The following is a 26,700-nucleotide window of genomic DNA, read 5'->3' as shown; positions in this document are numbered from 1 at the left end:
TTTAATAACCTCTAGACAAATAAGGAGCTATCTTTACGGCAAGCTAAGAATGATTATGGCTGCGCCCATAGTCGTAGGAAGCCTGATAGCCATAGCATTGCCTTAAATCTTCGCAATATTGTTGAAATGAAGATTTCCAACTCAATTATTTTAAATAACAGTCTGATGGTTACCGCTATGTATTGGGGATTTATGCTGTTATACTATTACTGGCTACTATATCTAAGACCTATAATAGTTCACCTTCAGAGAACAGACTCATGTGTGTCCGACAAATCGGGTATAGGCAGATTTTTGCAATGTTTTTTCAATATCATTGAAACTTTTTACTGTATTACTTTGTCAGTTGGGTAGAAAGGTGTTGTGAGAGGAGTGGTTAATTGCAGGAAAAAGAGTTCTTGGAACTTTTACATAAGGAAGAAGGTAAGCTTTTACGGATTGCCTGGTCAATTCTAGGCCAGGAGAGTGATGCCTGGGATGTCCTGCAGGAGTCGGTGGAAAAAGCCTGGAGCCATAGGCAGGATTTAAGAGGCGGGGCCAGAGCCTTTCCCGGCTGGATACGTAAAATTGTTGTGAACAGTGCCCTAAATCAGCTGAATTTTAAAAAACGTATAGTGCCTATGGAAACTGAGAATATTTCACATGAAGATTTCGGGCCTTTTCCTTCACCGGAAAAAGTGCTTGAAGACCGGGATGTTTGGCTGACTTTGGCATCATTAAGTGAAAGCCAGAGGCAGGTAGTCATTCTGCGTTATTTGGGTGATCTGTCTTTGTGTGAGATTTCAGAGGAACTGGAAGTCCCTTTAAGTACTGTAAAATCCCGATTATACCGGGCCCTGACCCGGCTGCGAGAAAATTGGGAAAGGAGTGGGGCTGCGTTATGAGAAACAAAGAGTTTGATACAGACATGGATATAAGGTTCAAAGAAGTTTTAAATAACTGGGCTGCCGGGGGCAGTTTATCCCAGGAGTATTCAAACAAGCTCAAAAAAAATGTAAAAAAGATGTCTCGTATGGAGGAAAAGAAAAAGAAACCTCTGCTGATTTGGATAAGCAGCACTGCTGCAGCCGCTGTATTGTTGTTCGCCGTTCTGGTTATGAATGTTCCCGAAGTGCGGATCTGGGCTGCTGAAAACATACCCATAATTAACAGATATATTTCGGAATGGACTGAAATAGAAAAGGGTTGGCAATGGGCTGAGGAACACGATATGTTCCAGGAAGTCCTGGTGAGCACAACGGATAAGGGTTATACTTTAAATATACATAAGGTGCTGGCGGACCCTATTAAAACTACTGTTTTTTATTCACTGGAGGGCAGCTCCCCAAAGGCTGTTTACTTTAACGAGATATTGTTCAATGGAAGCAAGTTTAATACGGGCATGGGGGCCCGGGGAGATATAATGGACGGTGTTTATGTAGGCAGCATGGAATTTGACCCTCTGCCGGAAAATAGTGGTATGCTGACATTAATATTAGACAGTGTCAAAGATATAAAGGGAAACTGGCAGGTATCGTTTTCCGTTACCAGGGAACCATTAAGCCAGCTTACCAGGAGCGTTTTAATCGATAAAAAGTTCGAAGTTCCCACAGGTTTGATTACTGTGGAAGAATTACGGCTGGCTCCTACCCAAACAGAGCTAATAATAACATTTCATGGAGAATTTCATGGACCTGACCTGTCATCAAGGTTTGTAACCCTTTCACTGGACGGAAAGGAGGTAGAGTCTAGAGGAGGTGGGGGACAGGGAGCACTGCAGGAGGATGGAACCTGGAAAGAACAGTATCAGGTGCACTTTCAACCCCTGGAAGGGCTGTCTCATGACTCTGTAGTGACCATCGGGCTTTCGGGTTTATTATATTATGAAGGGAAGACATTTGTACCTTTCAAAGGTGACAGGTTTTCACAATCTCCAGATGGGCGCAGGGTGGAAATAATAGAGTTCGATACAAATAATGAAAAAGGAAAGGCGGTCATCAGCGTTGAGGTAGATGAAAAAAACCCGGACCCATTTTTAATGAGTTACTGGCAGGTCATAGATGATAAAGGTAGTATACATTTGACGGAATTCCCAAGGATTACCGGCCAATCAGAAACCACAGCCAGGTTCGTGTTACCCGGAGAAGAACCAGAGGAAATACAGGAAAGAAGCTGGGAAATCCATTGGGAACTTCCTGAGGGCCGTACAGCTGCAGCCTTAATTAATATGGGATACTGGGCTTATGATGATATCGGCACAGTAATTCTGGAAATACCGCCGAATATACTAGAATAAATTGGTTATGGTAATATATGGATTTAACTTATAAGGGGGGGGGGTAAATATTACTCCCCTTTAGGATTCATGTTGGAATTAACAGCTTTGTAATTGGCTGCCCGGGAGATTTTGGCCCTTACCCCGGCAATTTTTTAAATCTCCCTCTCAACCCCTTTGGGAAGAACCAATTGGGGTTATGTTATGGCCCTGCCGATATGGAAGGGCTTTTTTAGTTTTGAATACTTAAATATACATTTTCAGGCATAAAAATGAGCATGTTGCGCCATATTTTGTACCTGTTGCGCCCAAGGTATTGTAATTATATGATAATTTGGTATTATTATATAAAGGAGGAAGTAACTTGAAGGATATAGTTGTGAAAACCATGGGGAATAAGTTGGGTACTATGGTTGCCCACAGAACAGGACAACCTCACCAGGGAGAATTGTTGAGCTTCGGAGCAGAAATTATAATTGGCTGTTCCATAAAACTGGTCTTTTTGTTTCTCCTGTCGTCTGTGTTTGGAGTAGTGCGGGAAACTTTTTTGATTCTTTTTGTCACAGGTTTTCTTAGAACTTTTTCTGGAGGAGCTCATTGTAACTCATACTACAAGTGTTTAATGGTAAGTTCTTTCGTCATTCTGGGTTTGAGTATAACCGTCAGCAGGCTAGAAAGTTATTTAATCCATCTACCGCAATATATAATTCTCCTGGTCTTACTTTTATCACTGATTCTTTTTCTAATTTATTCCCCTAAAGCTCCCTTAAATAAGCCCCTGAAAAATGAAGCAGAAAAAAAGAAATTTTGGTTGTTATCTATTCTGTCCGCTGCCCTGTTTTCTTTCTTCGTTCTCAAAACAGGGTCAAAAAATATTGGAAGCTGGTTAATCGCAGCGGGTTTACTATGGCAGGCTTTTACGTTAACCCCGGCAGGTTTTCATTTTATTGAGTTATTTAACTTATTCAAACAGGAAGGAGGTGTGGATAATGTTTAAGGATATATCTTTGATAGACAAAACAAGTCATAAGTTCCTTATGCTCCTCAGTTTCTTATTATTTGCCGCTGCAGCAACTAACATTAGCACTAACAGTTTATTTATGTTACATCAACCAACGCCCCCGTCTGGCATTGACAAGGATTAGCTTCAAAATTATTTCTATTCTTAATTAGTCCGGCTTATCTAAAGAACAAGCATCTTTTGATGGACCCCAATGTCTAAGACCAAATTTTCGTTTTAAGCGATACGAGAGATTTTTATTAACAGCACAAGCTGTGGGATATGTTGGCACCAAGCAGTAATGTCCAGGCAGGTGTGGATATATGGTAACCAAATAAATCCACACCTGCGGCATATCCATGACTCGGGTTAAACAGTCTGTTTCTGCTGTCAGTAAGAATGGGCATCATATATATCGGCAGGCTTGCACTAATTCAGAGATTGATGCCCCGTTTATCATTGTAATAGCGGATAAATTCATCGAATCTCTGACATTTAAGATATCATATAAGCCGCTTTTTTAAAGACGAGAGCGGCTTTTTGGGGTGAAATGACCTTACCTGCCTGTTGGGGCCGTCAGGTTCTGGAAAGTCCACCCTCCTTTACCTGCTGGGGGGATTGGAATCTTTATCTGGAGGACAGATTACCATTGGGAAAACGGATATTACCCAGATGGACCAGAATCAGCTGAGCCTGTTTCGAAGAAATCATATCGGCTTTATCTTCCAATCGTTCAACCTTCTCCCCCAGTACAATGCTTTGGAAGATGTGGATATACCTCTTTTTTTTGCCCGGATACCCAAAAGGGAAAGACGAAAAAAGGCAGAGGAGGTACTTAACGAGCCATTGCCCTGGTGGTCTTTATCATCATTTTTGCTGTGGTAGTGGGTATGGTTTCTGGTCTTTATACGGCAATCAAGGCCATGAAATTGAGCCCCCTGGAGGCAATCCGGCATGATTAAAAAATGAGAAAGGATGATTAATATGAAAGAAGAAATTATCACGGAAGAAAAAATTGAGCATCAGGGTTTGGGCAGCAGTTTAAAAAACATATTATTTAAACCATCTGCAGCCTTCAAAGGGGCAAACTTCAAAGGAATTATTATTTTTACCATCATAATGATGCTGGTGGGGGGGCTGCTAGCCGGTTGGACCGGGGTATCTTTTATTACGCAAAATCCCGAGGTACCATTAGATGAAGTGAGGGAAATGGAAGGCATGACAGAGGAAAGTCTGGCAGACGTTGAAGAACTGATGACCAGCGAAACAATGTCAATGGTCATTTCAATATCTATTGCTGTGGGAAGTGTACTGGGCATATATGTGGGATGGTTGATTAAGGGAGGAATACTCACCCTGGCATTTAACCTTATGGGGGGAGAGGCTAAATACTCTAAGACCCTGGGAGTACTGGGTTTGGCCTGGATACCTTTCTTTTTACGGGAAATTGTCCGAAGTGCATGGTATATATCCACCGGCGAAATGGCAGCCACAGCGTCTCTGCTGCATAATCATGCAGATATTTTTGTCCTGTGGAATGTGCTCCTGTTAATTTTCGCCTTTTCAGCTGTTTGTGGCCTTTCTAAAAAGAAAACTGCAGCGGCTGTATTGGGGTACCAGGCTTTAAATATTGTACTGAATCTGGGGCTCTCTTCCTTTAATAACATGTTTACCGGAGGCATCATGTAATTATTACCGGCAGGCGTCCGCCTGCCGGTTTTGTTTTGATATTAGACAGCTTTCTTCTAAAATTTATTGTCTCATTTTCCTTTTAAAGAGGTATTTGCCATATTTTGTAGAAATAAAAATATGTTATGGTAAAAGCTTTGAAACAGAAAGGATGGATGGGAGTGACCCTCAAAATAGTCATAACAGATGATGAAGCAGGTATTTTGATGGTCTTAAATAATATAATATCTACACTCAAGGGAGCAGAAATTTTTGGAGAAGCCGGCACAGGGAAAGATACTATAGAACTGGTAAAAAGATTAAATCCTGATGTCGTTTTTTTGGACATAGACCTTCCTGATATTCATGGTATCCAGTTAGCCAAAAAACTGTTACAGATTAAACCGGAATTATATATTGTGTTTGTGACTGCTCATATCAACTACATGTGGGACGCGATAAAAATTTATTCTTACGATTACATAGTAAAACCTATTAATCGGGAACGGGTAAAGGAAACGATTGAAAGGATACAAAAGCAGTTAATGATTGAAAATGAGCATAATAAGTCCATTCATGAAGTAAAAATTCCTATAAAAGATAAAGACTCAACTGTTTTTATCAATATTAATGATATCTATTATCTTGAAAAGGCAGGCAAGAAAATCACTATCCACTCCACCAGGGGAAAGTTTGAATTAAATAAAACCCTTAAGGAGTGGGAACAAAAGCTTGGAGTTTCCTTTTTCCGGAGTCACAAGTCCTTTATCATTAATATAAGAAAGATCGAAAAAATCGAAACAAATAACAGGACATCATATCTAGTCAGCTTTTTTGATTATGATTATTCTGCGTTATTGAGCCGGAATGTGGTTCATATTCTATATGACAAGATGCAGATAATAAAATGATGAGAAAGGCAAATAAATGTATTTCTTGCCCTTTTTTATATTTATATCCGGGTCATTGCCCGAAAGTTTTGTATTATATTATTTGAGTACTGCCATAATTGGGAAAAAACCTGGTTTTCTTACTCTGGTCAACATATCTTTTTTGACTACAATTGTTTCTTATTTTATCAGGTTGTTACCGGCAGTATTTGGGCTGCACACAATTACCCAACTAATATTCATGATTATCATACAGAGGGTATTGTTACAAGTTCCCTGGAGCAGGTCTACTTTTGGAACTTTATTTTCAGGCTTTTTATTAGCAATGGTAGAAAGTATAAGTATTCCCTTTCTGGCAAATTTATTTAGCTACGACATTAAAGAGGTACTAAATAATCCAATTTTAAGATTATTATTGTTTACCCCTCACCTGTTTATATTAATCGGATTTAGATACCTGGCGTTAAAAAGGGAATGGTTTCCAATATGTTTTGAGGGTTTTTTAAATGACAAAGCCTTTAAGCAAAGGGCTTCATACCAGCTTTACCTGTTAATGTTTTGTCTGATTCAAATATTTGTCCTGGCTTTTCTTAATATTAACTTATACATCTATAATGCTGGAATTTACCGGAGCTTTACTTTAAGCACCCTGCTAATTGTAATTAATATAACTATTTTTACCAGTATAGCAACCAGCATTCTTATGGTCCAGAACCTGTTAAAAGTGACAAAAAAACAGGTACAACTGGAAAGCCAGCTGTCATTCACTAAAGAGTTACATACTTTAAACACAAAAATCCAATCTCAGCAGCATGACTTTCTGAACCATTTAACCGCCTTATATGGATTTATTTACGTGAAGGAATATACTAAGGCACAAAAATATATGGAGTCTCTGTATTCCAATGTTACTCATCTAAGGGGAATGTTAAAGATAAGGCCCCCTGAGCTGGGAGCATTATTGAGTATAAAGAAGCGGAAAGCGGAAAAAAAGAATATTGATTTTCAGTGGAAAATTCGATGGGATAATGACCGATTCGTCCTCTCAGCGGACGAACTTGTCCAGGTGATCGGAAACCTGCTTGACAATGCAATAGATGCTGCGGAACAAGCTGCGGAGAAAAAAATTAATTTAACAGTAACGAGCAACAATTTAGGAGTCAGAATCGTTACGGTCAACACATGCAGCCCGATACCGGACAGTACCTTAAAGAATTTATTTAATGCAGGCTATACCACAAAGGATAAAAGCACTAACAGCGGCTTGGGTTTGTATATTATAAAAGAAATCGTTGAAAAATATGGGGGAGATATTGATATGCAGATGATCCCCGATAATTCCAGCCTTCAGATAGCCACTTTTATTCCCGGTTAACCAATTGTCTCTTGTGGCCCTGCCGATATGGAAGGGCTTTTTTAGTTTTGAATACTTAAATATGCATTTTCAGGCATAAAAATGAGCATGTTGCGCCATATTTTGTACCTGTTGCGGCCAAGGTATTGTAATTATAAAACAATTTGGTATTATTATATAAAGGAGGAAGTAAATTGCAGGATACGGTTGTAAAATCATGGGAAATAAGTGGGTGCTAAACCCTTGTGAATAAGCATTTATTGGTAATTTATTGTAGTCTATATATCTCTCAAGGTTGTGCTTTTGCTGGTAATACAAAACATTTAATGGGTTTGTTTTAATAGACTTACGTTAGTACAATAAAGTTCAGAGGTGTTATCAACAAATCTTTGGTTGCGCTAATCACCTCATTTTTTTGTGATGAATTAATTGGGGAAGGCGAACTGCCAAATCTCATTAACAAAATGATTAAGAGATTGGTTAAGCCTGCAGTGACAGACATATATAAGATAAGGATTAATCAAATATCAGGGCATGAGCATAATGCAATAGAACTGTTCAAAATACTGGGGTTTGAGTTGGAATGTACGCTTAAAAATGAAATTCAAGGCAAAAGTCTGAGTATGTACACTTATACACTTGTGAGATAAGAAAATAAACAGAGATAGGAGGCGTATGTAATGTATGACTTTTTAAAGGTAGTAGTTTCTCCCTTAGTATTGTTCATTGCGGGGATTCACTTTACTTTCCGTCCACCGATGAAGCAGAATAATATTATCGGATTCCGAACGAAGCTGTCTTCTCGAACAGACGATACATGGAAATTCGCAAACGATCTTGCTGGAAAATTCATGCTAGTATTAGGCGGTGGGTTGATTGTCATCATGTCAATAAGCTATTTTCTCTACTTGACTGATATTGAGCGACTAATTAGTTTTGCTGCACATGGAACAGTACTATCATTACTGATAACAATAATATTTGTTCAAGTCAATTTGAAAAACAATTATACAAAGGATGGTCTTAGAAAATGAATATACTAATTTTATGGATGAGTTACGTATGAAGTTAAAAAAAATGATTAACAGGGTTGAAAAGCTTCGAATTGTTTGATTTATCAAAACATCTAATGCAACTGCTCGGGGATTTTGTAAAGCTATGTCTAGAAGGATTTCCAGGCCACTCTTAATACTTGAGTTTAAAAAAAACAGAAGAATTATAATTTTTTAATACCATAATATATCAACACCAGGACAACTATGGCACCAAAGAAAAAGGAAATGTTCAATGCCCAAACGGCTCCCTGAATTCCCAACTGTGGATTTCCCACAAGAAAAAAAACAAGTGTCAAAAAGGCGATATTTGAAATTATATCGGTGAAGAAGGCCTGCCTGGGCAAACCTATTGCGTTTAGGATTGCTAACCCGGTAAACTGAGTATAGGCGAAGGGAACAGCAGGGGCCATCCCCACGACCAGGGGAGCAACGGCAGGAGTATTATAGAACAAATTAACCAGTTGTTCCGGAAATAAGAAAAAAATTACTGACGTTATGCCTCCCAGTAAAAAGGTGAGTGAAAAAGCAAAGTTTATCAGTCTTTTAGTGAGTTGACGGTTGTGAAGGGATACGGCAGACGTTATGGTAGGAACCAGTGTTGTGGACAGGGGCATAATTGCTACCGTAGGAAGAAACAGCAGAGGAAGTGCCATTCCCATCAACTTACCGAATAGTGAAGTAGCCTGGGCAGTGGTAAAGCCGGCTTGAATTAATCGTGCTGGAATTAAAAAAGCTGCAATACTGCTGCTTATACTACCGCTGAAACGGATCATAACTAAAGGGAGGGCAAAGTAGAACAATTCACGTAATGTAGCAGAATTGGTTGCCCTGGGGCGGTATATAAAGGGAATATAACGGCTTTTATCATACCAGCGCATAACTGCAAAACAGCAGGCCTCCCCTAAGGCATATCCGGTAACAGAGCCTAAAACGGCAGCCTCCAGCCCCCGGGGCAGCAGCATATAAGCTCCTGAGATACTGGCGCCTACCCGGAAAAATTGTTCAACAATCAGTGATACCGCTGACGGCGTCATGTTGTTTAAGCCCTGGAAATATCCCTTTATGGCCGAAGACGGGCCGATAAACAATAGAGCCGGGGACATTGCTTTGAACATTAATTCTACTCTGGGATCAGGTAGAAAATAACAGGCCAGCAGTGGTGCCCCCAACCAAAGTGCTGCAGCACTCAATACTGATGTTACAATCACTAAATAGAGGGATATCCTTCTTACCTGTTCCACACCGGCCTTATCCCCTTGGGCCATTCGGTTGGAAATAATTCTGGACATGGCTCCTGGCATGCTTAAGTTAGCCACTACAGTCATCAGCATGTAGTATGGTAAAGCCATTTGAAACAGCCCTAAACCTTCGGCGCCAATGAGCCTTGAGAGGACCATGCGGTTGGCTAATCCCAATATTCTTGTTATAAGTGATGCTCCGGTAAGAATAATGGTACCCTGTATCAGCTTTTTTTTGTACATCATATTCCTCCCACAGGTTAATCTAATTATATGATTATTTGTGGGAGGTGTATTTAATAACTAAAAAAATCCTCTTTAAATCTCACAGAGGTTTACAGGTTATAAATAAGCAAGTTCTCCTGTTCTATTCCGTTAGGAAAAATGCGTGGGGAATTATAGAAGGAGCAATCCTTCCATAATTCCCCATGCATCTTTAAAAGGTTTTTTGCTCTCTTCAAATGATATACATCTTTAATTGTCTACTTTATCCGGCCGGTCACGATACGGTTTAAGGGGGAAGGTGGCCAAAAACGATGTGCTATGTCACTTTAGATTAATTAGTATTTTATATAAGGAAAAGGAAGGAGTAACCAATAATATGTAGAATATTGTCTTATGAGTTAGCAGAAGGCCTTTCGTCATTAGCACCAGAGGAGTATAAACATGAGACGATTCTTGTTAAGAATATTATGATTTTCAAATAAGTAAGACACGAGATACAAAGTTTTGTTTGTGTTTTCCGATATATAATTCGAAGAGTGAGATTGTATCGATTGTATCTTTAGACAGTGTATATGGTATTTTGATACCACAAGAAAAAGAACAGTCAATTGCAGATAAAATTATGATTTTTTCCCAAGATTTGTGCAGTCATTTTCCCGTATTAACTAAATAGGGAGGTGCGGATTGTGGCAAAGACATTAACTCCAAGTAATCATCCTAATAAAAAAGACTTCTTAGCTGAAATTGGAGATGCGAAATATAACAAAATTAGTTCTGGTATACATCCTATCTCAAGTTCATCAAAGAAGCGAGATTGTTTTTCTCAATATAAGAAAAGTATAATTCTTCACGGAAAGAAGGATAAAGAATAGGTTAGAAAAAAAGGAGAAGAAACTTAAACATTTTATCAGCCGTTCAGGCTGTTTTATTTTTTTAAATCTTGAATTATCCTACTGTTAAGGGCAGGAATTTATATTTTAGCAGAGGATGACCTGGCAGAAAGTGATATTATCAATTACCCCGATGAAAAGGATGAACCCTGGTGCGCTTCTCGTTTTTTCGCTTTGTACATCAGTTGATCTGCTATATTTAAAAATTCATCGAAATCAAGGTTGATGATTGGTACTTCCTGCGAAGATACAACTCCCAAACTTATTGTAATAGCAATGTTTTCTTCATTTAGGGTGGGTATTCTCATTTGATCGATGTTTTTTATAATTCGTTTAGCTGCAGCTACTGCGTCTTTTGAGGAGGTGTTGGGCAATATAATGGCAAACTCATCCCCACCCAATCGTCCAAAGATATCGTATGGGCGAATACTTTTTTTGCATGTTTCTGCAAAGTCTTTCAGTACCTGGTCTCCCACGGCATGACCATACATGTCGTTAATATTTTTAAATTTGTCTAAATCTATCATGATGATTGATATTTGAGTTTCCGGATTCCGCTTGATTCTGTTTAGTTCTTTTTGGCCCAACTCAAGAATATGTTTTCTGTTAAATGTTTCAGTTAAGCTGTCTATGATTGCTTGTTTTTGAATTCTCTTAAACAAGTTAAACTCCTCTGTGCAGTCACGAAGCGTTACGATACTGCCCTTTACCTGCCCCAGCTGGTTTTTAATATAGGAAAAACGAAATTCGAAAACACAAACCTCGTTTGTATCTTTCATGGTAATGTCAACTTTATTTTTTTTGTTTTTTCCGGAAGAAATTTCTTCAATTGTATGATTGATTACCCCGGGACAAACTTCTGAGAGCAGCCTGCCTACACATTGGCATGTTATTCCGGTGATTTTCGTTCCAGCCGGGTTTATATCCAAAATTCTTTTCTTTAAATCTAAAACAATTACACCGTCATCCATGTTTTCGATAACAGCATCACGGGCCATGGGTAGCAAATCAAGAAAATTATGTCGATAAAGTGCCCAGACAATTATCAGGCATGAAAGGCTAAATACCGCCGTAGTAAAGTTAATATAAGGTATGGGTGAATAACCCAAGACATAGAACAGATCAGTCATGGAAGGAATTGTTATGGCAGCAATCATCATGGCCACCTGGGGCCGGTACACAGCATGAATCCTAAAAAATCTTCTAATAAGTAAAGAGATAGAAACAAGCATAATGATGTAACTATAAGGTGCATGCACAAAATAAAACCAAAACCCGTAATGGTAATCTATTGTTGCGAAGGGGATAGAATCACCGGTGAATATAACCTCGCCCCAGAACCAGTTAGGCCTGGGGAAAAACCATAAAATAGTGTTAGTGATTATAGGAATAATCATTAATGTAAGCCATTGAGTTTTTGACCTGATGTATCCCAAATAATCCAGGACAATATTAAGCCATGCCAGTGGTAAGAAGGCTATGGCAATAAATTGGAACTTAACCATAAGTACTTTTAGCGGCAGAGTTTGTGCCGTTATTTCAAGGGTAAAGCTTACCGTCCATAATAATGCCAGGCAGAGCAGAATAAGAAAGGCATGTCCGCTGTAAAGGTATCTTTTCTTCCAGATTACAGAAATTAATGCTAAAAGGATACCTGCTGATATAATAAATATCCAAATTTCTGGTAAATAAATCATATAAACTCCTGTTCACTTATAAACATATTGGTTTTTAAATATTTGGAGCTTTCCACAACTCTATCGCTTTTTTAATTAAACAGTTACTAATGTGTAATTTTGCCTATATTTCCCTATAATTACATTATATCATAACCAATTATGAAAAAACCCCCTTATAAGCTGATTTTATTTCATCAATTGAGAGGGGGTTTAGCAGTTAACATAAACCTTACTATTTTTAAGAAAATTCTGGGTTTTAGAAGGAATATGTCTAAAATAAGTGGAATTAAATAATATATGAAAAGAAATGTTGTAAAAAACGCCAGTTTAATAGTTTGCCTTCCTCAAAAGAGCCTTGAAGAGCTTGAAAGGAAAAGTTTGTGTTCAAATGCGGCTTTTTTATGGAGCAGAGCAAGAGCCCATTAAAAGAATATGCTAATTAAATTCCCCTGCCTTCGTTAAGGTGGGGATTATTTTACTCTTCCATAAAAAATAATTTTAGTTATGATAAAACACTGCTTTTTTCTGATAATATTCTCAAAGATTAGTCAAAAAGGAGTCAAAATAGAAATGCCTTTGTCATATATTTTTTCATTAGTATTTTTCATCACTTTTGCTTTCTATTTTTTTTCCGGGCAATATATATTATCTCTTAATGCTGAAAACAAGCTGAACCGTGTTTTCTTTGCCGTCTGCCTTTCACTGGCCCTTTGGACATTCTCTTTTTCCATTGCCAACAGTGCACCAGATTATGAGGTGGCTTTGTTCTGGCGCCGGGTGTCTTCTTTTGGTTGGGGAGTTTTATATAGTCTTCTGCTGCATTTTTTCCTCATCCTGACAGAGAGAAGCACAATTCTCAACAGCAGATGGCATTACATGCTGCTGTATCTGCCTGCGGCGGTGACAATTTTTGTTTTTGGTTTTTACAGTGAATCAGCCAGAGCACAGTATAATTTGGTCAACACTGCTGCCGGTTGGACTAATGTGTCTGCAAATAATTGGTGGGACTGGTATTTCAATGTTTATTATGCCGGTTATGCTCTTGCTGGATTGTGCTTACTCTGGTTATGGGGAAGAAGGTCAAAAGAGGCTGAAAAGAAAAAGCAGGCATATCTTTTGATCGCATCCTTTACTATGGCCTTATTATTGGGAACGATGACAGACCTTGTGGTGAATACATACATGTCATTCACTATCCCTCAGATGGCACCTATAATTATCATATTTCCCATCATGGCAATTTTTTACGCTATAAAACAGTACGGCCTGATGAACCCATCCATAAAAAGTCAAAGGGCTGAACCAGGACAGATTTTGAGCGATGACAACCGTGCCAAGTTCTATCAGGTTATTTCGCTGTCCTTTATTCTTGGAAGCATGATAAATATTGTATCTCAATATTTTTTCTATAAGGCACCTTTGAATTCTGTGCTGTTATTTAGTACTGCTCTTTTTATCATTGGATTGTTCCTGCAGAACATTCAACGATTACCGATTAAGGCGGATCATCAAGATGGTGTTTTTGTTTTTCTTGTGTCAGCATCTGTTCCGCTGATTACACTTAGGTTTATTGAATATGCAGGTATTACCGTATGGGCGGTACCTATTGTTTTTGTGATTATTTCCGTTGTTTATAATAAACAGCGAATGATTTTTTTGTTAGGTGCTTTTATTTTACTCACACAAATATGGGTGTGGGTTAAAGTGCCAACAGCTGCAGTGCAGATTGGCGCATCAGATCATATTGCAAGAATTGGAATTCTTAGTATCACCCTCTGGTTGGCATATTATGTTAATCGAGTGTATGTGCAGCGGTTGGGGGAAAATGAAGACCAAATTAAGTTTCAGAAGATGGTCTCACATATTTCGGCTGACTTTGTCACCGTCACTGAATCCAATCTGGATGAAAAAATCAATGGGATGCTGCAGTTGATTGGCAGGCATTACCAGGTAGACCGCACTTATCTTTTTCTCTTTTCAAAGGATCAGAAAATGGTGACATACACTCATCAATGGTGTAATGAAGGTATTGAACCATCTATTAATTCTGTTAAAGATATTTCCATAGAATATATATCCTGGTGGATGGATCAGATTTTGCATAATGGGGTGGTGCATATCCCTGATTTGGAAAGTCTCCCCCCTGAAGCTGCTCAAGAAAAAAGGCTGTTTAAAAAGCAGCAGATTCAGTCGCTGCTCTCTATTCCTGTTACCAACAAAGGCAAAATTCTGGGGTTACTGTGTTTTGACTCAGTGAAGGAGACAAAGACCTGGCGGGAGGATCACCAGGAGTTTCTGAGAATCCTGGCAAATCTATTGGCGGACGCACTGGTAAAAGTTAGAGCGGAAAAAGAGATTAACTACATGGCGTATTATGACCTATTGACAGGATTACCTAACCACACATTGTTTAAAAATCGTTTAGAACAAGCGATCCACTTAACCCGGCGGACCGAAAAATTTATAAGCGTGATGTTTATGGATTTGGATTCTTTTAAAAATGTCAATGATACTATGGGCCATGAGGGTGGCGATGAGCTTTTAAAACAGGTGGCCTCCAGGATATCTGGATGTGTGCGCAAGCATGATACTGTTTGCCGTTTTGGAGGCGATGAATTATTATTATTGCTTACCAATTTTGCCAGGGCAGAAGATATTAGCAGGGTTTGTGAAAACATTATGGTAGCTTTTGAAATGCCGTTTAAAGTTAACGACCGGGAACTGTTCATCACCGCCAGTGCAGGTATCGCCGTTTATCCGGTAGATGGGGAGGAAGGGGAAACTCTGATTAAGAATGCCGATCTGGCGATGAATGCCTCAAAAAATAAGGGTAAAAACCAGTTTACCTTATGTTCTCCAGTCATGAGAGAAGATATAATGAAAAAAATGCAGCTGACAAACAGTCTGTACAGGGCATTGGAAAGAAATGAATTGATGCTGTATTATCAGCCGCAGGTTAATGTTGTAACTAAAGAGATTATCGGTCTGGAGGCTTTGGTCCGCTGGAATCATCCGGAATTAGGGATGATTTCACCGGGTATTTTTATTCCATTGGCGGAGCAAACGGGCTTGATCAACTCAATTGGCCAGTGGGTATTGTTTAAGGCCTGCCATCAAAATAAGCTGTGGCAGGACATGAACCTGCCTCCCCTTCGTATGTCGGTGAACCTGTCCGTTGAACAGTTCCGAAATGTGAATTTAGCTAATCTGGTTGCCAACACTTTAAGTAAAACTGGTTTGGATTCTAAATATCTTGAACTGGAAATCACTGAAAGTACCGCAGTTAAGGAAGCGGGTTATATTATTGGAGTGCTCCAAGAATTGAAGGAATTGGGTGTGACCATTGCTATTGATGACTTTGGAACAGAGTATTCGTCTTTGAGCCGGTTAAAGACATTGCCTGTGGACCGGATCAAAATTGATATGCAGTTTGTTCACGGTATTTCAGAAGGCAATAAAGATGAAGCTATCGCAAAGATTATCATCCAACTGGCTAAAAGCTTAGAGCTTAAAGTCACAGCTGAAGGAGTTGAAACAGAACCGCAGGTAGAGTTTTTTAGCAAACAAATGTGTGATGAGATCCAGGGGTTTTACTATTATAAACCGATGTCTGCTTTAGAACTGGAAAAGATCCTTTTAAATCAGTTGGAGAGGAAATCATCAACATTTAATTAATCATGAGTTTTTATTGTCATGACACCTCTTGGCGGGGGTTTTGTTAATTGGGAACGGGCTGAAACAAACCAGTTTCTTGATTAATTGTTAATTTTTTAAGATGCAGAAGTTCTGGATTACTATACGATGTACCTCCAAAGCCAGGGCAGGGGCATCCGTTTCCAACCGCTTTAGGGCATCTGGTGTGAGAATGCTGAGCTGTACGTCGGTTTTGGCCAGGTAGCTAAAAGGTGATGGCCATTGGCCGTAGGGAGCCATTTCGGCGAACACCGTGCCGGAGCCCAAATCTCTAATGTGTGTGCTTCGGTTGTTTCCCACTTCTTTGACTTCAGCAACAACACCACCTTTGACCAGATAGAGACCTTGAGCTGCTTGGGATTTAGAAAGCACGACCTCCTCCTTTGAGTAGTTTTCATCCGTCAGATATTTCCCGAGCCTCTCCAGCAATTCTTCCACATGTGCCTGAAGATCCAGGCTGCGCAGAAGTTCATCGGAGATACTTTCAAACAGGTTATCTCTTGCTGTTTTGCATCCTTTTGAAAAAGAACTCAAAACCTGCTGCTGCTGTTCTAAAATTCGGTCTTCAGCCCACTGCAGGGCACTTTCCAAATCTGGAAAAAATTTAAGAGAACGGGAGACCTGTTCGTCCAGATTCTTAGTCAGCAATTCATTGAATCCATGTGGGGTTTCTGCAAAAGCAAAGAGAAGATCACTTTGGCTATAGCGATTAAGCAGCCTTACAAAATTATTCACAGAGGAAATATCGAAACCACTCACCTTTTTGAAATTTAAAATGATGACGTCAACTGGAACCCGTGCAGGGTTTTTGACCGTCGAAGAGATGCCGTTAATCAATGTGGTGACCGAACCGAAAAAGATATAGCCCTCCAGTTCGTAGATGGTAGTTCGCTCTCCATGCATAGCCAGTAAGCGCTGGTGCGGTATGGACCGGCCTTTCATACTGTGCACCAGTGACCCGGAACTAACGCTGCGCAGCAGAGGGATTCGGCTGAACCTGATTACGAAAAGAATCATGGTGGTGAGCAGTCCAAAGAGGACTCCATAGAGATAACCAAACACAATAATAATTAAAAATATGGCCCATATCATCAGATAATCGCTGTAGGGCATTTTTTTGCGGGTGTCCACTAACCAGTCGAAGAGAAAAATAAGCCCCATCAGCATCAGAAGCCCACCCAGAAGGGCTTTGGGAAAAAACGCCAGCAGCCGGCTTCCTAAAAGCAATGTTCCCCCCAGCATTAACGCTGCAGTGAGGCCCACCAATCTGGTGTCCGCCCCAATTTTCAAGCCAAGCATGGAGAGACCCAGGGCAGTGAATCCAGGATAGGTGCCGGTCATTCCCATAAGGGTATTGGCTGCTCCACTGACCATCAGCTCTCTATTCATATCGATCTCTTTTTTGCTTGCCAGCTCAAAGCTCCCCGTATTCAATAGCAGGCCAATCATGGATATAAAAGGGATAACAGCGATTGCTGGAAGCTGTTTCAGAATTAGAGGCCACTCAACCTGCTGAAAATCCTGTAAGCTGAAAGCCGGCCACAAACTGCCGGCAGCAAAAGAATCAAACAGCGCGCCATGATACTGGGCTTCAGAAATGGATATTCCTGTAAGCCAAAGGGCTGTATAGTATAAAAATATAGCTGCAATCAGAGACCCGGGAAGTATGAAATAATGTGAATAGCGGCGTAGAATCAGAAATAAGGTGAGCGCGTAGGCTGCGCCCGGAAGCCAAAGGGCGATGGAAATAGTTGATGTTAGCTGTACAATTGAATCAAGCGTCAACGGGGTTCCGGTCATTACTTCCAGGCTTCCCTTGGTCAGAAGCCAGCCGGTGCCGGCCAGGAATCCACTGACTACAGGATAGGGCATGAAGCGAAAAAGCTCAGCCAATTGAAAGTGTCCTATAAAATAGAAAAAAATTCCCGAAATCAGACAAGAACATATGAGAGCGGCAGTAATGGTTATAAAGACAGCTGTTCCTTCCGTTTCACCAATGCTGGCGGCAATACCGGCTGCCACCACTGCAAGCAATACCACCGGCGCATCCTGGGGCATGGCAACCAAGGAACGTATATTGCTGAACAGGGCTGTGACCATGGTGATAACCAGTGTTCCGGCCAGGGCCATACCTATGCCCCGGCTTATATGCACTTCCAGCGGTCCGGAAAAAATCATTGAAGCAAAGGAAACCTGATAAACCACCAACATCAAACCAACTATCAGTCCAATACTGATTCCCTGCAGACATTTGGGGGACCGAAGATCAGAGAGTATTTCGCGAAAAACGGTATCTAGGTGAGACATTGTCTAACCTCCACAGGTGAAAATGATTATACAGCTTAAGGGTTTCATCAACAGAGGTATGCTCATCCATTAAGGGGCCTGTAAAATGAGCAGAGACGTGTTGTTATTATTGCTTTTTAGATAATTTTCAACAAAAAAAAGTATTTACCTGCAATAAAATATAAACTATAAACGAATCAATCTCCCGGCGGAAACTCCGTCAACTGGATGGCTTATAGAAGATATTTGGACTTCCCTGCCGGGAAGAAGTAAATATTTTTACCGCAGCTTCATAGGAATGTTAAAGGTTTCTTCCCAAGCGGCAAAAATAGGTTTAACAATTTGAAAGCCAACTTTAGAAATAATAACAAAATGAGAGCCTTGAGCTTTTTCTTCGGAATCCTTAAAATCAATTATGCTGCCCACTACATCTACTTGCTTCCAACCGGTTTCAAAATTAATAAAACCTTTCATACGATAGATATCTTTTTGAAAGACCTTAAGGAATTTTGTAAAATCATCTTGTGAAACAGGGCTGTCAAAGGTTAAAGTTAAGGTTTTTGGTTTGTTCTCCGGCGTATTGGTAGTATCTTCTGTTTCCACCCAGGTAGAGGCCATTAGATTTTCATCAAGAAAACTCTTTTTGTAAACACCATTTTCAGATTCTATAATATCAACTTTGGAATTTACCTGTTTGATTTTTAAGATTACATCCTCTTTTTGCTGTTTTGAAATTAAGTCAGTTTTAGTCAAAATTACTAAATGACAAAACCTTAATTGTCTTTCTACCGTCTCAATTTCTATCAGTTGTTCTGGAAATTGAACTCCATCTACAATACAAATAGCACCGCTATAATCATAAACTTGTCCTTTTCGTTTTTCTACCAGCCTAAGAAACTCCCCGATATTAGAAGGGTCGGCTAAACCGGAACTTTCTACAAAAACATAATCCATATCCTGTTCCACCATTTCTAATAAGGCAGATACAAAAGAAAGTTCTAAACATGAACAGAAAATTGACCCTCGATTAATTTCTACTAATTTCAAATCATCTTTTCTAATGATCTCTCCATCAATACCGACTTTCCCAAACTCATTCATGATAACTGCAACTTTTTGGTCCTTAAGTTCTTCCAGTACCTTCATTAAAAAGGTAGTTTTCCCTGCTCCGAGAAATCCAGTGAGTAAATAGAGTTTAATTTGTTTTTTCATTTGTAGGTTCCTTTCTTGTGCGGTATAGTTCATTTTGTAACAACTAATATAATCATACTATTTCCTGTTGTGTTTTTCAATTATGAAATTGTTAGCTATTATTAAACTCTTGAAAGGATTTTAGCTGTAAGGAGGGTATGTGGCTGTAAACAAAAGTAAAAACGTATAATTATATTTTGCAATTTGACGGGAATAATAAACAGGATTAATTTTGAAAGGATGAATCAAATTTTAGAACTAATAGATATATCAAAGAGTTATACCACAGGCACTTTTACTCAAAAAGCTTTAGATGGTGTTTGTTTAAAATTCAGGCAAAAGGAATTTGTGGCAATACTTGGGGCAAGCGGATCGGGCAAGACTACCTGTTTAAATATAATAGGCGGCCTGGATAGATATGACAAAGGGGATCTTATTATAAACGGCAAGTCTACCAGAGGCTTTAAAGATGCCGAATGGGATGCTTACAGGAACAATAGTATCGGCTTTATTTTTCAAAGTTATAATCTAATTGCCCATTTAAGTATCCTGGAAAATGTGGGAATGGGTATGGCCTTAAGCGGCATACCCAATTCCCAGAAGTTTAAAAAAGCTGTTGATGTATTGGAAAAAGTGGGTTTGAAAGATCATATGCATAAAAAACCAAATCAATTATCTGGAGGCCAGATGCAGCGGGTGGCTGTTGCCCGTGCCCTTGCCAATGACCCTGACATCATTCTTGCCGACGAACCCACGGGTTCTTTAGATAGTGAGACCAGTAAACAGATCTTGGATTTGATTCGCGAGATGGCCAAGGATAAACTGGTAATTATGGTTACCCATGACACTGAACTTGCCCAACAATATTCTGATAGAATTATAAATTTCCATGACGGGGAGGTGGTTGGTGACAGCAATCCGCCGGAGGCGGTAGATATGAATTCTCAGTACAAACTGAAAAAGACAAGCATGAGCTTTTTAACAGCCATCAAGTCCTCAGGTAAAAATATTGCCACCAAGAAATGGAGGACAGCTTTGACCGCCTTTGCCTCCAGTATGGGCATTATTGGAATCGCGTTGGTTCTTTCCCTGTCTAATGGATTTGACAGTCAAATTAAAAACATGGAGAGCGAAACCCTTGCAGGATTTCCCATCATGATTACTCAAAGCGCATTGGAAATAAATATGTCTGAAGGCCGTCATGGCATGTTTGGGGATTCAATAACTGTAGAGAGTAACGACAGCCGGTATATCTATCCTTATGACCCTGATGAAGATAATGTTACCCATACAAATGTATTTACTGATGAATACCTTACTTATTTACAGGATATTGATTCTTCTTTGTTGTCGGGTATTACTTATACCCGTTCTGTAAACAAGAATCTGCTGAAATTACATGGTGAGAAAGCAGCTTCGGTGAACACAGCATTAATAAACTTTACGCCGTACCCAACCAATTTAAACTCCAAGAAATCAGGATATCTTGAAAACAATTATGATTTACTGTCCGGTAGATTCCCGGCAGAAATAACTGACCTGGTTTTGATCGTTGGCAGCAACAATAAGTTGAAGCATTCCATTGTTGAAGCTCTGGGTAAAGATGTTGGGGCAGATAAAATCAGCTTTGATGATATAATCGGCTATGAGCTCAAAATAATTCTAAATGACGATTACTATGTACAAAAAGGTGATTACTTTGTGGTAAACGGTGTGCCCGGCAATTTGATTGAATTATACAACAGCGAAAATTCTATAACTTTAAATATTGTGGGCATTGTACGCCCCGGGGAGGATATTACGTTGACTATCCTCTCTCAAGGGATTGCTTATTCAGACGCATTGTCTTTATTTTTTATTGAAGATGCTCAAAACTCAGAAATTGTTAAAGCACAGCGAGAGGCGGATTATAATGTGCTCACCGGCGAGACCTTTGCCGTATCTGAAACCACAGGGATGACAAGGTCAATGAGTGGGATGTTTGGGAGTATTAGCGGAAAAGCAGCTACAAAAGAGCAGGTTTTGTCAATGCTTGGCGCTGACGGAACTCCCTCTATGATTACATTGTATCCAACTGATTTTTCTGCAAAGGAAAGGGCTTTGGATTATTTGGATGCATGGAACGTGGATAAAGTTACAGATGATATGGTTGTTTATACAGATTTAGCATCTACCCTTACATCACTGATGGGGGGAATTCTAAATGCAATCACTCTGGTCCTGGTTGCATTTGCGGCAATTTCTCTAGTGGTTTCTTTTATCATGATCGCCATAATTACTTATATATCGGTTCTGGAGAGAACAAAGGAAATAGGTGTTTTGAGAGCTTTAGGGGCGAGAAAGAAAGACATTACCCGGGTATTTAATGCTGAAACCTTTATTATTGGAACTTCTGCCGGCCTTCTGGGAGTTTTCATTGCATATATTTTGACCATTCCAACTAATATAATTCTACAGAGGCTAACGAACCTTTCCGGTGTGGCGCAGCTTAACCCGTTATATGCAATTCTCCTGGTGATTGTTAGTGTGACGATAACCATGCTTGGTGGATTAGTTCCTGCAAGAATAGCTGCACAGAAAGATCCTGTTGAAGCATTGAGAACAGATTAAGATGCGGCAATTTTATGTGGTTGATTTTTAATTTTTTTTAACATTTTTTTCTAAGGTATATTTAACGATTATATGAATATTAATTATAGAAAAAACTAAAGGGGTGGGGAAGATTAAAGGGAAACTTTTTGTAGTTGAAGGAAGGCGTCTAATTCCTCTGGCATTTTTGTTGATTTTGCTGGTTACTCTTTCAATATATGATAATTTTAGGGTGGATACTACTGCCAGGGTAGTGGAAGAAGTCAAGGTGGAAAATGAAATACAATTCTCCACTACGGATAAAGGCCAGAAAAAGGTTAGCCCTACCCTTCGAGTGGCGGCCCAACAGGAACAGTGGGCGCTTTTTGCCAAGGAATTTAAGCTGGAACTGCCTGAATATCCTTTTAACCCTCATGGTGAAATCGGTCTTTTCGTTTATAATGGAAAAATCAGGCATATTGAGATTTTGCCCCAGGCGGATAAACAGGTGCAGGTTCGTATAGCCGTTGATGTTAAAGATGATTTTTATCACCTGGCTACAATTGAGAAAAAGGACTTTTGGCAGGAGGATAAGGATTATCTTTGGGTGTTGACGGACCACAAGGGTAAAATTATCGAAGAAGTTATATTAGAGGAAAAGAAATCTGAAGATACGGAAGAAAAAGATGAGGAAGATGAGGAAGATGAAGATCAGGAGAGCCAACAATCGTAAAGGGTAACTTAAATGTAAGTTTTGGAATAGAAAGAAAGCCATAAAATTCCTGGCTTTCTTTTTTTAATATTGATGAACCAAGATATTTAAATAATAGGCAGGGTTTACGTTTCAATGATTAATTTTTATAATTTAGCCGCTTTCTAATGGACACTGTATTGTAATGTTTTTTGGAGCAGTTGTTCTGTCAGCCGGTCCAGTTCATTGAAGTTTTGTGCAGAGGAATAGTATTTTTCAAGCTTACCGTGGCAGATTCTGGCCCGTTCAATATTTTTTACTGCTAATTTTATCAGGTTCCAGAATCGTTCCCGGGTATCCTGAATTTCTATGTTAAATTTTCTAATCTTTCCCTGGTCTATATATAAGGATAGGTCGAAAGTGGATACTTTGTTTACATTTTTAATATCTGAAAGGCAAAAGTTATGGGGATAGCAGTGTTTTATCACTGCGGTACTTATTTCTGGCAGTACTATGGCATCTAACCGTTGGGGGTCAAAGCCACAGTGATATGCTTCAATATTTAGCCCTTTTCTTTGGGCCATCAGGTAAATATGCTTAAGAAGTGTGGACTTACCGGTTCCCGGTTCTCCCAGCAGCAAGTGAAAGTTCTTAATATCCTGTAAAATTAAATCATATTTATTTACAGGTCCCTCGGGAGTTATGGCACTGGCCAAAAGTCTTTGTTCTTCCGACAGCTTTTCTAACCTTCTAACTTCATCGAATATTTCAGTGATAAAGCTATTTTGGCTTTTTACGGCTTCTTCTACATTTATGCAGTGATTGAAAAAGAACTGCCACTGTTCATAGGCAATTTTTGCTTCCTTAAGATAACGGTAAGCAATATCAAAAGAAGTGCTAATTTCTTTTCGGTAGTTTTGAATTTCTCCAAAATGGTTTTTTAGAATATCTTCATTCCAGTAACTGCCTAGATTTATGATTTCATCCCGCACCCCAGGCAGCTCCGGATCTATAACATGTGGGTATGTACCGTCCACCATCACCACCCCCAGGGAAGGTACGCATAAACCGTCCAGGGAACGATTATCGGAGGCACAGCAATATAGTTCTACAGAATATCCTTCCTTCACCAGTCCCTGGCATACGGTTCTAAACAAAGTAGATTTTCCGGTTCCTGGACCTCCCTTTATAATGAAGAAACGGTTGTAACCTTTTTTAAACAACTGCTGATGTCTGGAGTAAAATCCCCTACAGGTGTTGCTTCCGAGAAAATATTCTTTTAATTTATATGTTACGGACATATATTCCCTCCTTTCTTAATTGCCCATTATCTTATATAGTTTATGGCTTACACGGTGGTTTGTGCTTGTCTTTATGAAAAGGTTAGCAAATAATATTAGGGTAGAGGTGGGGCTTTAGAGGGGCTTAACCTTTCTTGATATCCCTATATATAAATGGTATAATCAGATAAATGTTTTGGAATTAGATGGCAAAAAAAGGGAGGTGTTATTTGTGAGTGATTGCCTCTTTTGTAAAATTGTCAGTGGGGAAATTCCCAGTGATATTGTTTATCAGGATGATAAAATTATCGCTTTCAAGGATATACAGCCTCAGGCTCCAGTTCATGTTTTGGTGCTGCCCCGGGAACATATTCCCACGGTTATGAATATAACTGAGGAAAGCTCTAATTTAATCGGATATCTTCACCTGAAGGTAAAAGAAATTGCCGAAATTTTAGGGGTTGCTGAAAGTGGGCTCAGGCTGGTGTGCAATTATGGTAAAGATGGAGACCAGATTGTACAGCACATACATTTTCATTTAATGGGAGGACGTCCGTTAACTTGGCCACCGGGCTAGTTGACAGCCTTTTCTGCACAGTGTATAATTTATTATATCGAATTGTTTGTTTACATATAGTAAGATTTTAAAAGGTTGATAATCTTACTGTACAAGGTTTTTGTGAATGCGGTTTTTGGCGAGGGGAGGGAAATTGTGGCGGAGATCAAAGTAGGTAAAAATGAAACTCTGGACAGTGCTTTAAGAAGGTTTAAGAAACAATGCGCCAAGGCTGGAGTTCTGGCAGAGGTGCGGAAGCGTGAGCATTATGAAAAACCCAGCGTTAAGCGGAAGAAAAAGCAGGAAGCAGCTCGTAAAAAGAAACGTTTCTACTAGGGGGAAGGTTTATGGCCCTAAATGAGTTAATCAATGAAAATATGAAAGCTTCCATGAAGGCAAAAGATAAGTTCACACTTTCCGTTTTGCGAATGATGCGTTCTGAAATTAAGAACGAGGAAATAGCAAAAAGAGAGAAATTGAGTGATAATCAGGTTGTACAGGTTTTAAGCCGGGAATTTAAAAAAAGGAAAGATTCTGCAGAGGAATACAGAAGTTATAATCGTGAGGATATGGCTTCGGATCTGGAAAAAGAAGCACAAATTATCCTTTCTTACCTGCCGGAACAGATGTCTGAGGAACAAATCACAGAGATTATAAAAGAAGCTGTGGAGACGACTGGTGTCCATAGTAAAAGGGATATGGGCAAAGTGATGGGTGTTGTAATGCCTAAACTTAAGGGTAAGGCAGATGGCCGCTTGGTTAATAAAATAGTGCAGTCGTTTTTGGAATAAACATATGGACTTGGTGTGTGTAATATACACCAAGTCCTTTATTTGAAATCAGGGGGGAGTTTTTGTGGTAAGGCGGAAAGGCCTAATTGTTGCAGTTTTTCTTCTATTATTATCATTTTCTTCCCTGTTGATGGCGGCAGAGGAAATGGTTTACTTTGTCCCTGTGCGGGATGCCGTAGAGCACAGCTTGAAAATATTTTTGGACCGTTCCTTTAAGGAAGCCGAACAGAATAATGCATCAGCAGTGATCCTGGAGTTCAATACTCCTGGAGGCAGAGTAGATGCTGCTCAGGAAATCAAAGACCTTATTTTACAGACAGAGGTTCCGGTATATGCTTATGTCCGTCCCCAGGCGGTGTCGGCGGGAGCTTATCTGGCCATGGCCTGTGACAGGCTTTACATGTCCCCGGGCAGCACCATTGGTGCTGCAGAACTGAGACAGGGTATTACCTCTGAGGAGGTTACCGATGAAAAGCTTCTCTCTAATTGGGAAGCGGAGATGCGGACTGTGGCCGAACTTAGGGGTAGGGATCCTGAAATTGCTGCTGCCATGGCCAGAAGAGAGATCAGCATTCCCGATGTAGTGAATTCCGGTCAGCTTCTGACTCTGACTACCGGCCAGGCTCAGTCCCTGGGCTTTATTGATGGAGTTTTTAACAGCAGGGCTGAATTATTAGAGCATTTGGGTTTAGAAGATGCTCAGGTAATAAATAAGCAAATGTCTTCCGCTGAGAGGTTGGCCCGGTTTGTTACCCATCCGGTTACCTCTACTATTCTTTTGACCATTGCCTTTGCGGCCTTGATTATTGAAATCTTGACTGCCGGGTTTGGAGTGGGCGGAAGTATTAGTATTCTTGCTTTTACGCTTTTCTTTGGCGGTCATATAATTGCCGGCCTGGCCGGATATGAGGTGGTGATCCTTTTTCTCATGGGCATTCTTCTGCTTTTAACTGAGGCTTTTATTGCGGGATTTGGCATACTGGGGTTGGCGGGCATTGGCTCCCTGATTGCTTCTATCCTTCTTTCAGCGGCGGAAACCGGAGAGATGGTAACAAACTTAGTAATAGCATTGATTTTATCATCAATTATTATTGGTGTTTCACTGCGTTATCTGGTAAAAAGTAAATTTCTCAGTAATATTATTCTCAGTTTTAAGGAGGATAAAGATCTGGGTTATGTGGGCCCTCAGCAGGCATTTCAGTTGTTGGATAAGGAGGGCATTACCTTGACACCCTTAAGACCCTCCGGTACAGCTGAATTTGATGGAAGTAGAATAGATGTGGTCAGTGAGGGGGGCTTTATTGACGTGAATTTAACGGTTAAAGTGGTTCAGGTGGATGGTCCCCGGGTTATTGTAAGAGAACTAAAAAAATAAGTTTAAGGAGGTAATA

General features: G+C 39.7%; 22 protein-coding genes. 17 read left to right on the top strand and 5 right to left on the bottom strand.

The genetic code is table 11. The features are described 5' to 3' along the window. Window positions 1-380 precede the first annotated feature (380 nt). The 9 genes from HUE98_RS14240 to HUE98_RS14205 all read left to right on the top strand — a co-directional run bounded on the left by HUE98_RS14240 (window position 381) and on the right by HUE98_RS14205 (window position 8,200). Window positions 381-884 carry an RNA polymerase sigma factor gene (locus tag HUE98_RS14240; protein WP_241421282.1) on the top strand — a complete coding sequence of 168 codons (504 nt, stop codon included), beginning with the start codon at window positions 381-383 and terminating at the stop codon, window positions 882-884. Next, entirely contained in the window at window positions 881-2,275 is a 1,395-nt protein-coding gene (locus tag HUE98_RS14235; RefSeq protein ID WP_241421281.1) for a DUF4179 domain-containing protein, read from the top strand. The genes HUE98_RS14240 and HUE98_RS14235 overlap by 4 nt, the downstream gene beginning before the upstream one ends. Window positions 2,276-2,618: 343 nt before the next feature. Then, complete coding sequence (locus HUE98_RS14230) at window positions 2,619-3,251, top strand: accessory gene regulator ArgB-like protein (RefSeq protein WP_241421280.1); 633 nt, start codon at window positions 2,619-2,621, stop codon at window positions 3,249-3,251. Beyond that, window positions 3,244-3,399 (top strand): AgrD family cyclic lactone autoinducer peptide, encoded by a 156-nt coding sequence (locus HUE98_RS18175; protein WP_407080265.1) that lies wholly within the window; start codon window positions 3,244-3,246, stop codon window positions 3,397-3,399. Before HUE98_RS14230 ends, HUE98_RS18175 begins: the two co-directional genes overlap by 8 nt. A gap of 422 nt (window positions 3,400-3,821) precedes the next feature. Continuing rightward, window positions 3,822-4,139, top strand: coding sequence for an ATP-binding cassette domain-containing protein (locus HUE98_RS14225; RefSeq protein ID WP_277623680.1), 318 nt, complete (start codon window positions 3,822-3,824; stop codon window positions 4,137-4,139). 99 nt (window positions 4,140-4,238) lie between these two features. Further along, window positions 4,239-4,943, top strand: coding sequence for a Yip1 family protein (locus tag HUE98_RS14220; protein WP_241421278.1), 705 nt, complete (start codon window positions 4,239-4,241; stop codon window positions 4,941-4,943). A 161-nt stretch (window positions 4,944-5,104) separates the two neighbouring features. Next, on the top strand, window positions 5,105-5,833 hold the full coding sequence (locus HUE98_RS14215) for a LytR/AlgR family response regulator transcription factor (RefSeq protein ID WP_241421277.1): 729 nt from the start codon (window positions 5,105-5,107) through the stop codon (window positions 5,831-5,833). Window positions 5,834-5,915: 82 nt separating this feature from the next. Then, window positions 5,916-7,187: a sensor histidine kinase gene (locus HUE98_RS14210; protein ID WP_241421276.1), complete on the top strand. Its 1,272-nt coding sequence runs from the start codon at window positions 5,916-5,918 to the stop codon at window positions 7,185-7,187. Window positions 7,188-7,846: 659 nt separating this feature from the next. Further along, entirely contained in the window at window positions 7,847-8,200 is a 354-nt protein-coding gene (locus tag HUE98_RS14205) for an SdpI family protein (RefSeq protein ID WP_241421275.1), read from the top strand. Between the two features lie 182 nt (window positions 8,201-8,382). Here the strand turns inward: HUE98_RS14205 and HUE98_RS14200 are convergent, their stop codons facing one another. Next, window positions 8,383-9,702: a putative polysaccharide biosynthesis protein gene (locus HUE98_RS14200; RefSeq protein ID WP_241421274.1), complete on the bottom strand. Its 1,320-nt coding sequence runs from the start codon at window positions 9,700-9,702 to the stop codon at window positions 8,383-8,385. Window positions 9,703-10,370: 668 nt separating this feature from the next. On the opposite strand from HUE98_RS14200, the gene HUE98_RS14195 reads away from it, so the two are divergent. After that, complete coding sequence (locus HUE98_RS14195; RefSeq protein ID WP_241421273.1) at window positions 10,371-10,556, top strand: hypothetical protein; 186 nt, start codon at window positions 10,371-10,373, stop codon at window positions 10,554-10,556. Window positions 10,557-10,699: 143 nt separating this feature from the next. Here HUE98_RS14195 and HUE98_RS14190 read toward each other — a convergent pair whose 3' ends face one another. Then, entirely contained in the window at window positions 10,700-12,271 is a 1,572-nt protein-coding gene (locus HUE98_RS14190; RefSeq protein ID WP_241421272.1) for a histidine kinase N-terminal 7TM domain-containing diguanylate cyclase, read from the bottom strand. Between the two features lie 552 nt (window positions 12,272-12,823). Between HUE98_RS14190 and HUE98_RS14185 the strand changes: the two genes are divergently transcribed. After that, window positions 12,824-15,928: an EAL domain-containing protein gene (locus HUE98_RS14185; protein ID WP_241421271.1), complete on the top strand. Its 3,105-nt coding sequence runs from the start codon at window positions 12,824-12,826 to the stop codon at window positions 15,926-15,928. 87 nt (window positions 15,929-16,015) lie between these two features. On the opposite strand, the gene HUE98_RS14180 is transcribed toward HUE98_RS14185, so the two are convergent. Both HUE98_RS14180 and HUE98_RS14175 read right to left on the bottom strand, forming a co-directional pair. Next, entirely contained in the window at window positions 16,016-18,253 is a 2,238-nt protein-coding gene (locus HUE98_RS14180) for an SLC26A/SulP transporter family protein (protein WP_241421270.1), read from the bottom strand. Between the two features lie 258 nt (window positions 18,254-18,511). Beyond that, window positions 18,512-19,444, bottom strand: a complete 933-nt coding sequence (locus tag HUE98_RS14175) for a CobW family GTP-binding protein (RefSeq protein ID WP_241421269.1) — start codon at window positions 19,442-19,444, stop codon at window positions 18,512-18,514. 228 nt (window positions 19,445-19,672) lie between these two features. On the opposite strand from HUE98_RS14175, the gene HUE98_RS14170 reads away from it, so the two are divergent. After that, on the top strand, window positions 19,673-22,033 hold the full coding sequence (locus HUE98_RS14170) for an ABC transporter ATP-binding protein/permease (RefSeq protein ID WP_241423572.1): 2,361 nt from the start codon (window positions 19,673-19,675) through the stop codon (window positions 22,031-22,033). 103 nt (window positions 22,034-22,136) lie between these two features. After that, window positions 22,137-22,724, top strand: a complete 588-nt coding sequence (locus tag HUE98_RS14165; RefSeq protein WP_241421268.1) for a hypothetical protein — start codon at window positions 22,137-22,139, stop codon at window positions 22,722-22,724. A gap of 143 nt (window positions 22,725-22,867) precedes the next feature. Here the strand turns inward: HUE98_RS14165 and HUE98_RS14160 are convergent, their stop codons facing one another. Next, a complete protein-coding gene (locus tag HUE98_RS14160) occupies window positions 22,868-23,983 on the bottom strand; it encodes a hypothetical protein (protein ID WP_241421267.1) in 1,116 nt (371 codons plus the stop codon). Between the two features lie 211 nt (window positions 23,984-24,194). Here HUE98_RS14160 and HUE98_RS14155 point away from each other — a divergent pair, with 211 nt between their 5' ends. The 4 genes from HUE98_RS14155 to HUE98_RS14140 all read left to right on the top strand — a co-directional run bounded on the left by HUE98_RS14155 (window position 24,195) and on the right by HUE98_RS14140 (window position 26,684). After that, the gene (locus HUE98_RS14155) at window positions 24,195-24,539 is read left to right on the top strand and encodes a histidine triad nucleotide-binding protein (RefSeq protein WP_241421266.1); all 345 of its coding nucleotides are present in this window, start codon (window positions 24,195-24,197) and stop codon (window positions 24,537-24,539) included. A gap of 135 nt (window positions 24,540-24,674) precedes the next feature. Next, window positions 24,675-24,854: a 30S ribosomal protein S21 gene (rpsU, locus tag HUE98_RS14150; RefSeq protein WP_241421265.1), complete on the top strand. Its 180-nt coding sequence runs from the start codon at window positions 24,675-24,677 to the stop codon at window positions 24,852-24,854. 11 nt (window positions 24,855-24,865) lie between these two features. Beyond that, window positions 24,866-25,309, top strand: a complete 444-nt coding sequence (locus tag HUE98_RS14145; protein WP_241421264.1) for a GatB/YqeY domain-containing protein — start codon at window positions 24,866-24,868, stop codon at window positions 25,307-25,309. 64 nt (window positions 25,310-25,373) lie between these two features. Beyond that, the gene (locus HUE98_RS14140) at window positions 25,374-26,684 is read left to right on the top strand and encodes an NfeD family protein (RefSeq protein ID WP_241421263.1); all 1,311 of its coding nucleotides are present in this window, start codon (window positions 25,374-25,376) and stop codon (window positions 26,682-26,684) included. Window positions 26,685-26,700 lie beyond the last annotated feature (16 nt).

Source organism: Candidatus Contubernalis alkalaceticus (assembly GCF_022558445.1).
Classification (GTDB): Bacteria; Bacillota; Dethiobacteria; order SKNC01; family SKNC01; genus Contubernalis; species Contubernalis alkaliaceticus.
This window is presented reverse-complemented; position numbering and strand designations above follow the sequence as displayed.

Coding starts and splice junctions, on each gene's coding strand:
- HUE98_RS14235 (WP_241421281.1), top strand. CDS start 881: ATGAGAAACAAAGAGTTTGATACAGACATGGATATAAGGTTCAAAGAA.
- HUE98_RS18175 (WP_407080265.1), top strand. CDS start 3,244: ATGTTTAAGGATATATCTTTGATAGACAAAACAAGTCATAAGTTCCTT.
- HUE98_RS14220 (WP_241421278.1), top strand. CDS start 4,239: ATGAAAGAAGAAATTATCACGGAAGAAAAAATTGAGCATCAGGGTTTG.
- HUE98_RS14205 (WP_241421275.1), top strand. CDS start 7,847: ATGTATGACTTTTTAAAGGTAGTAGTTTCTCCCTTAGTATTGTTCATT.
- HUE98_RS14200 (WP_241421274.1), bottom strand. CDS start 9,702: ATGTACAAAAAAAAGCTGATACAGGGTACCATTATTCTTACCGGAGCA.
- HUE98_RS14190 (WP_241421272.1), bottom strand. CDS start 12,271: ATGATTTATTTACCAGAAATTTGGATATTTATTATATCAGCAGGTATC.
- HUE98_RS14185 (WP_241421271.1), top strand. CDS start 12,824: ATGCCTTTGTCATATATTTTTTCATTAGTATTTTTCATCACTTTTGCT.
- HUE98_RS14180 (WP_241421270.1), bottom strand. CDS start 18,253: ATGTCTCACCTAGATACCGTTTTTCGCGAAATACTCTCTGATCTTCGG.
- HUE98_RS14175 (WP_241421269.1), bottom strand. CDS start 19,444: ATGAAAAAACAAATTAAACTCTATTTACTCACTGGATTTCTCGGAGCA.
- HUE98_RS14160 (WP_241421267.1), bottom strand. CDS start 23,983: ATGTCCGTAACATATAAATTAAAAGAATATTTTCTCGGAAGCAACACC.
- HUE98_RS14145 (WP_241421264.1), top strand. CDS start 24,866: ATGGCCCTAAATGAGTTAATCAATGAAAATATGAAAGCTTCCATGAAG.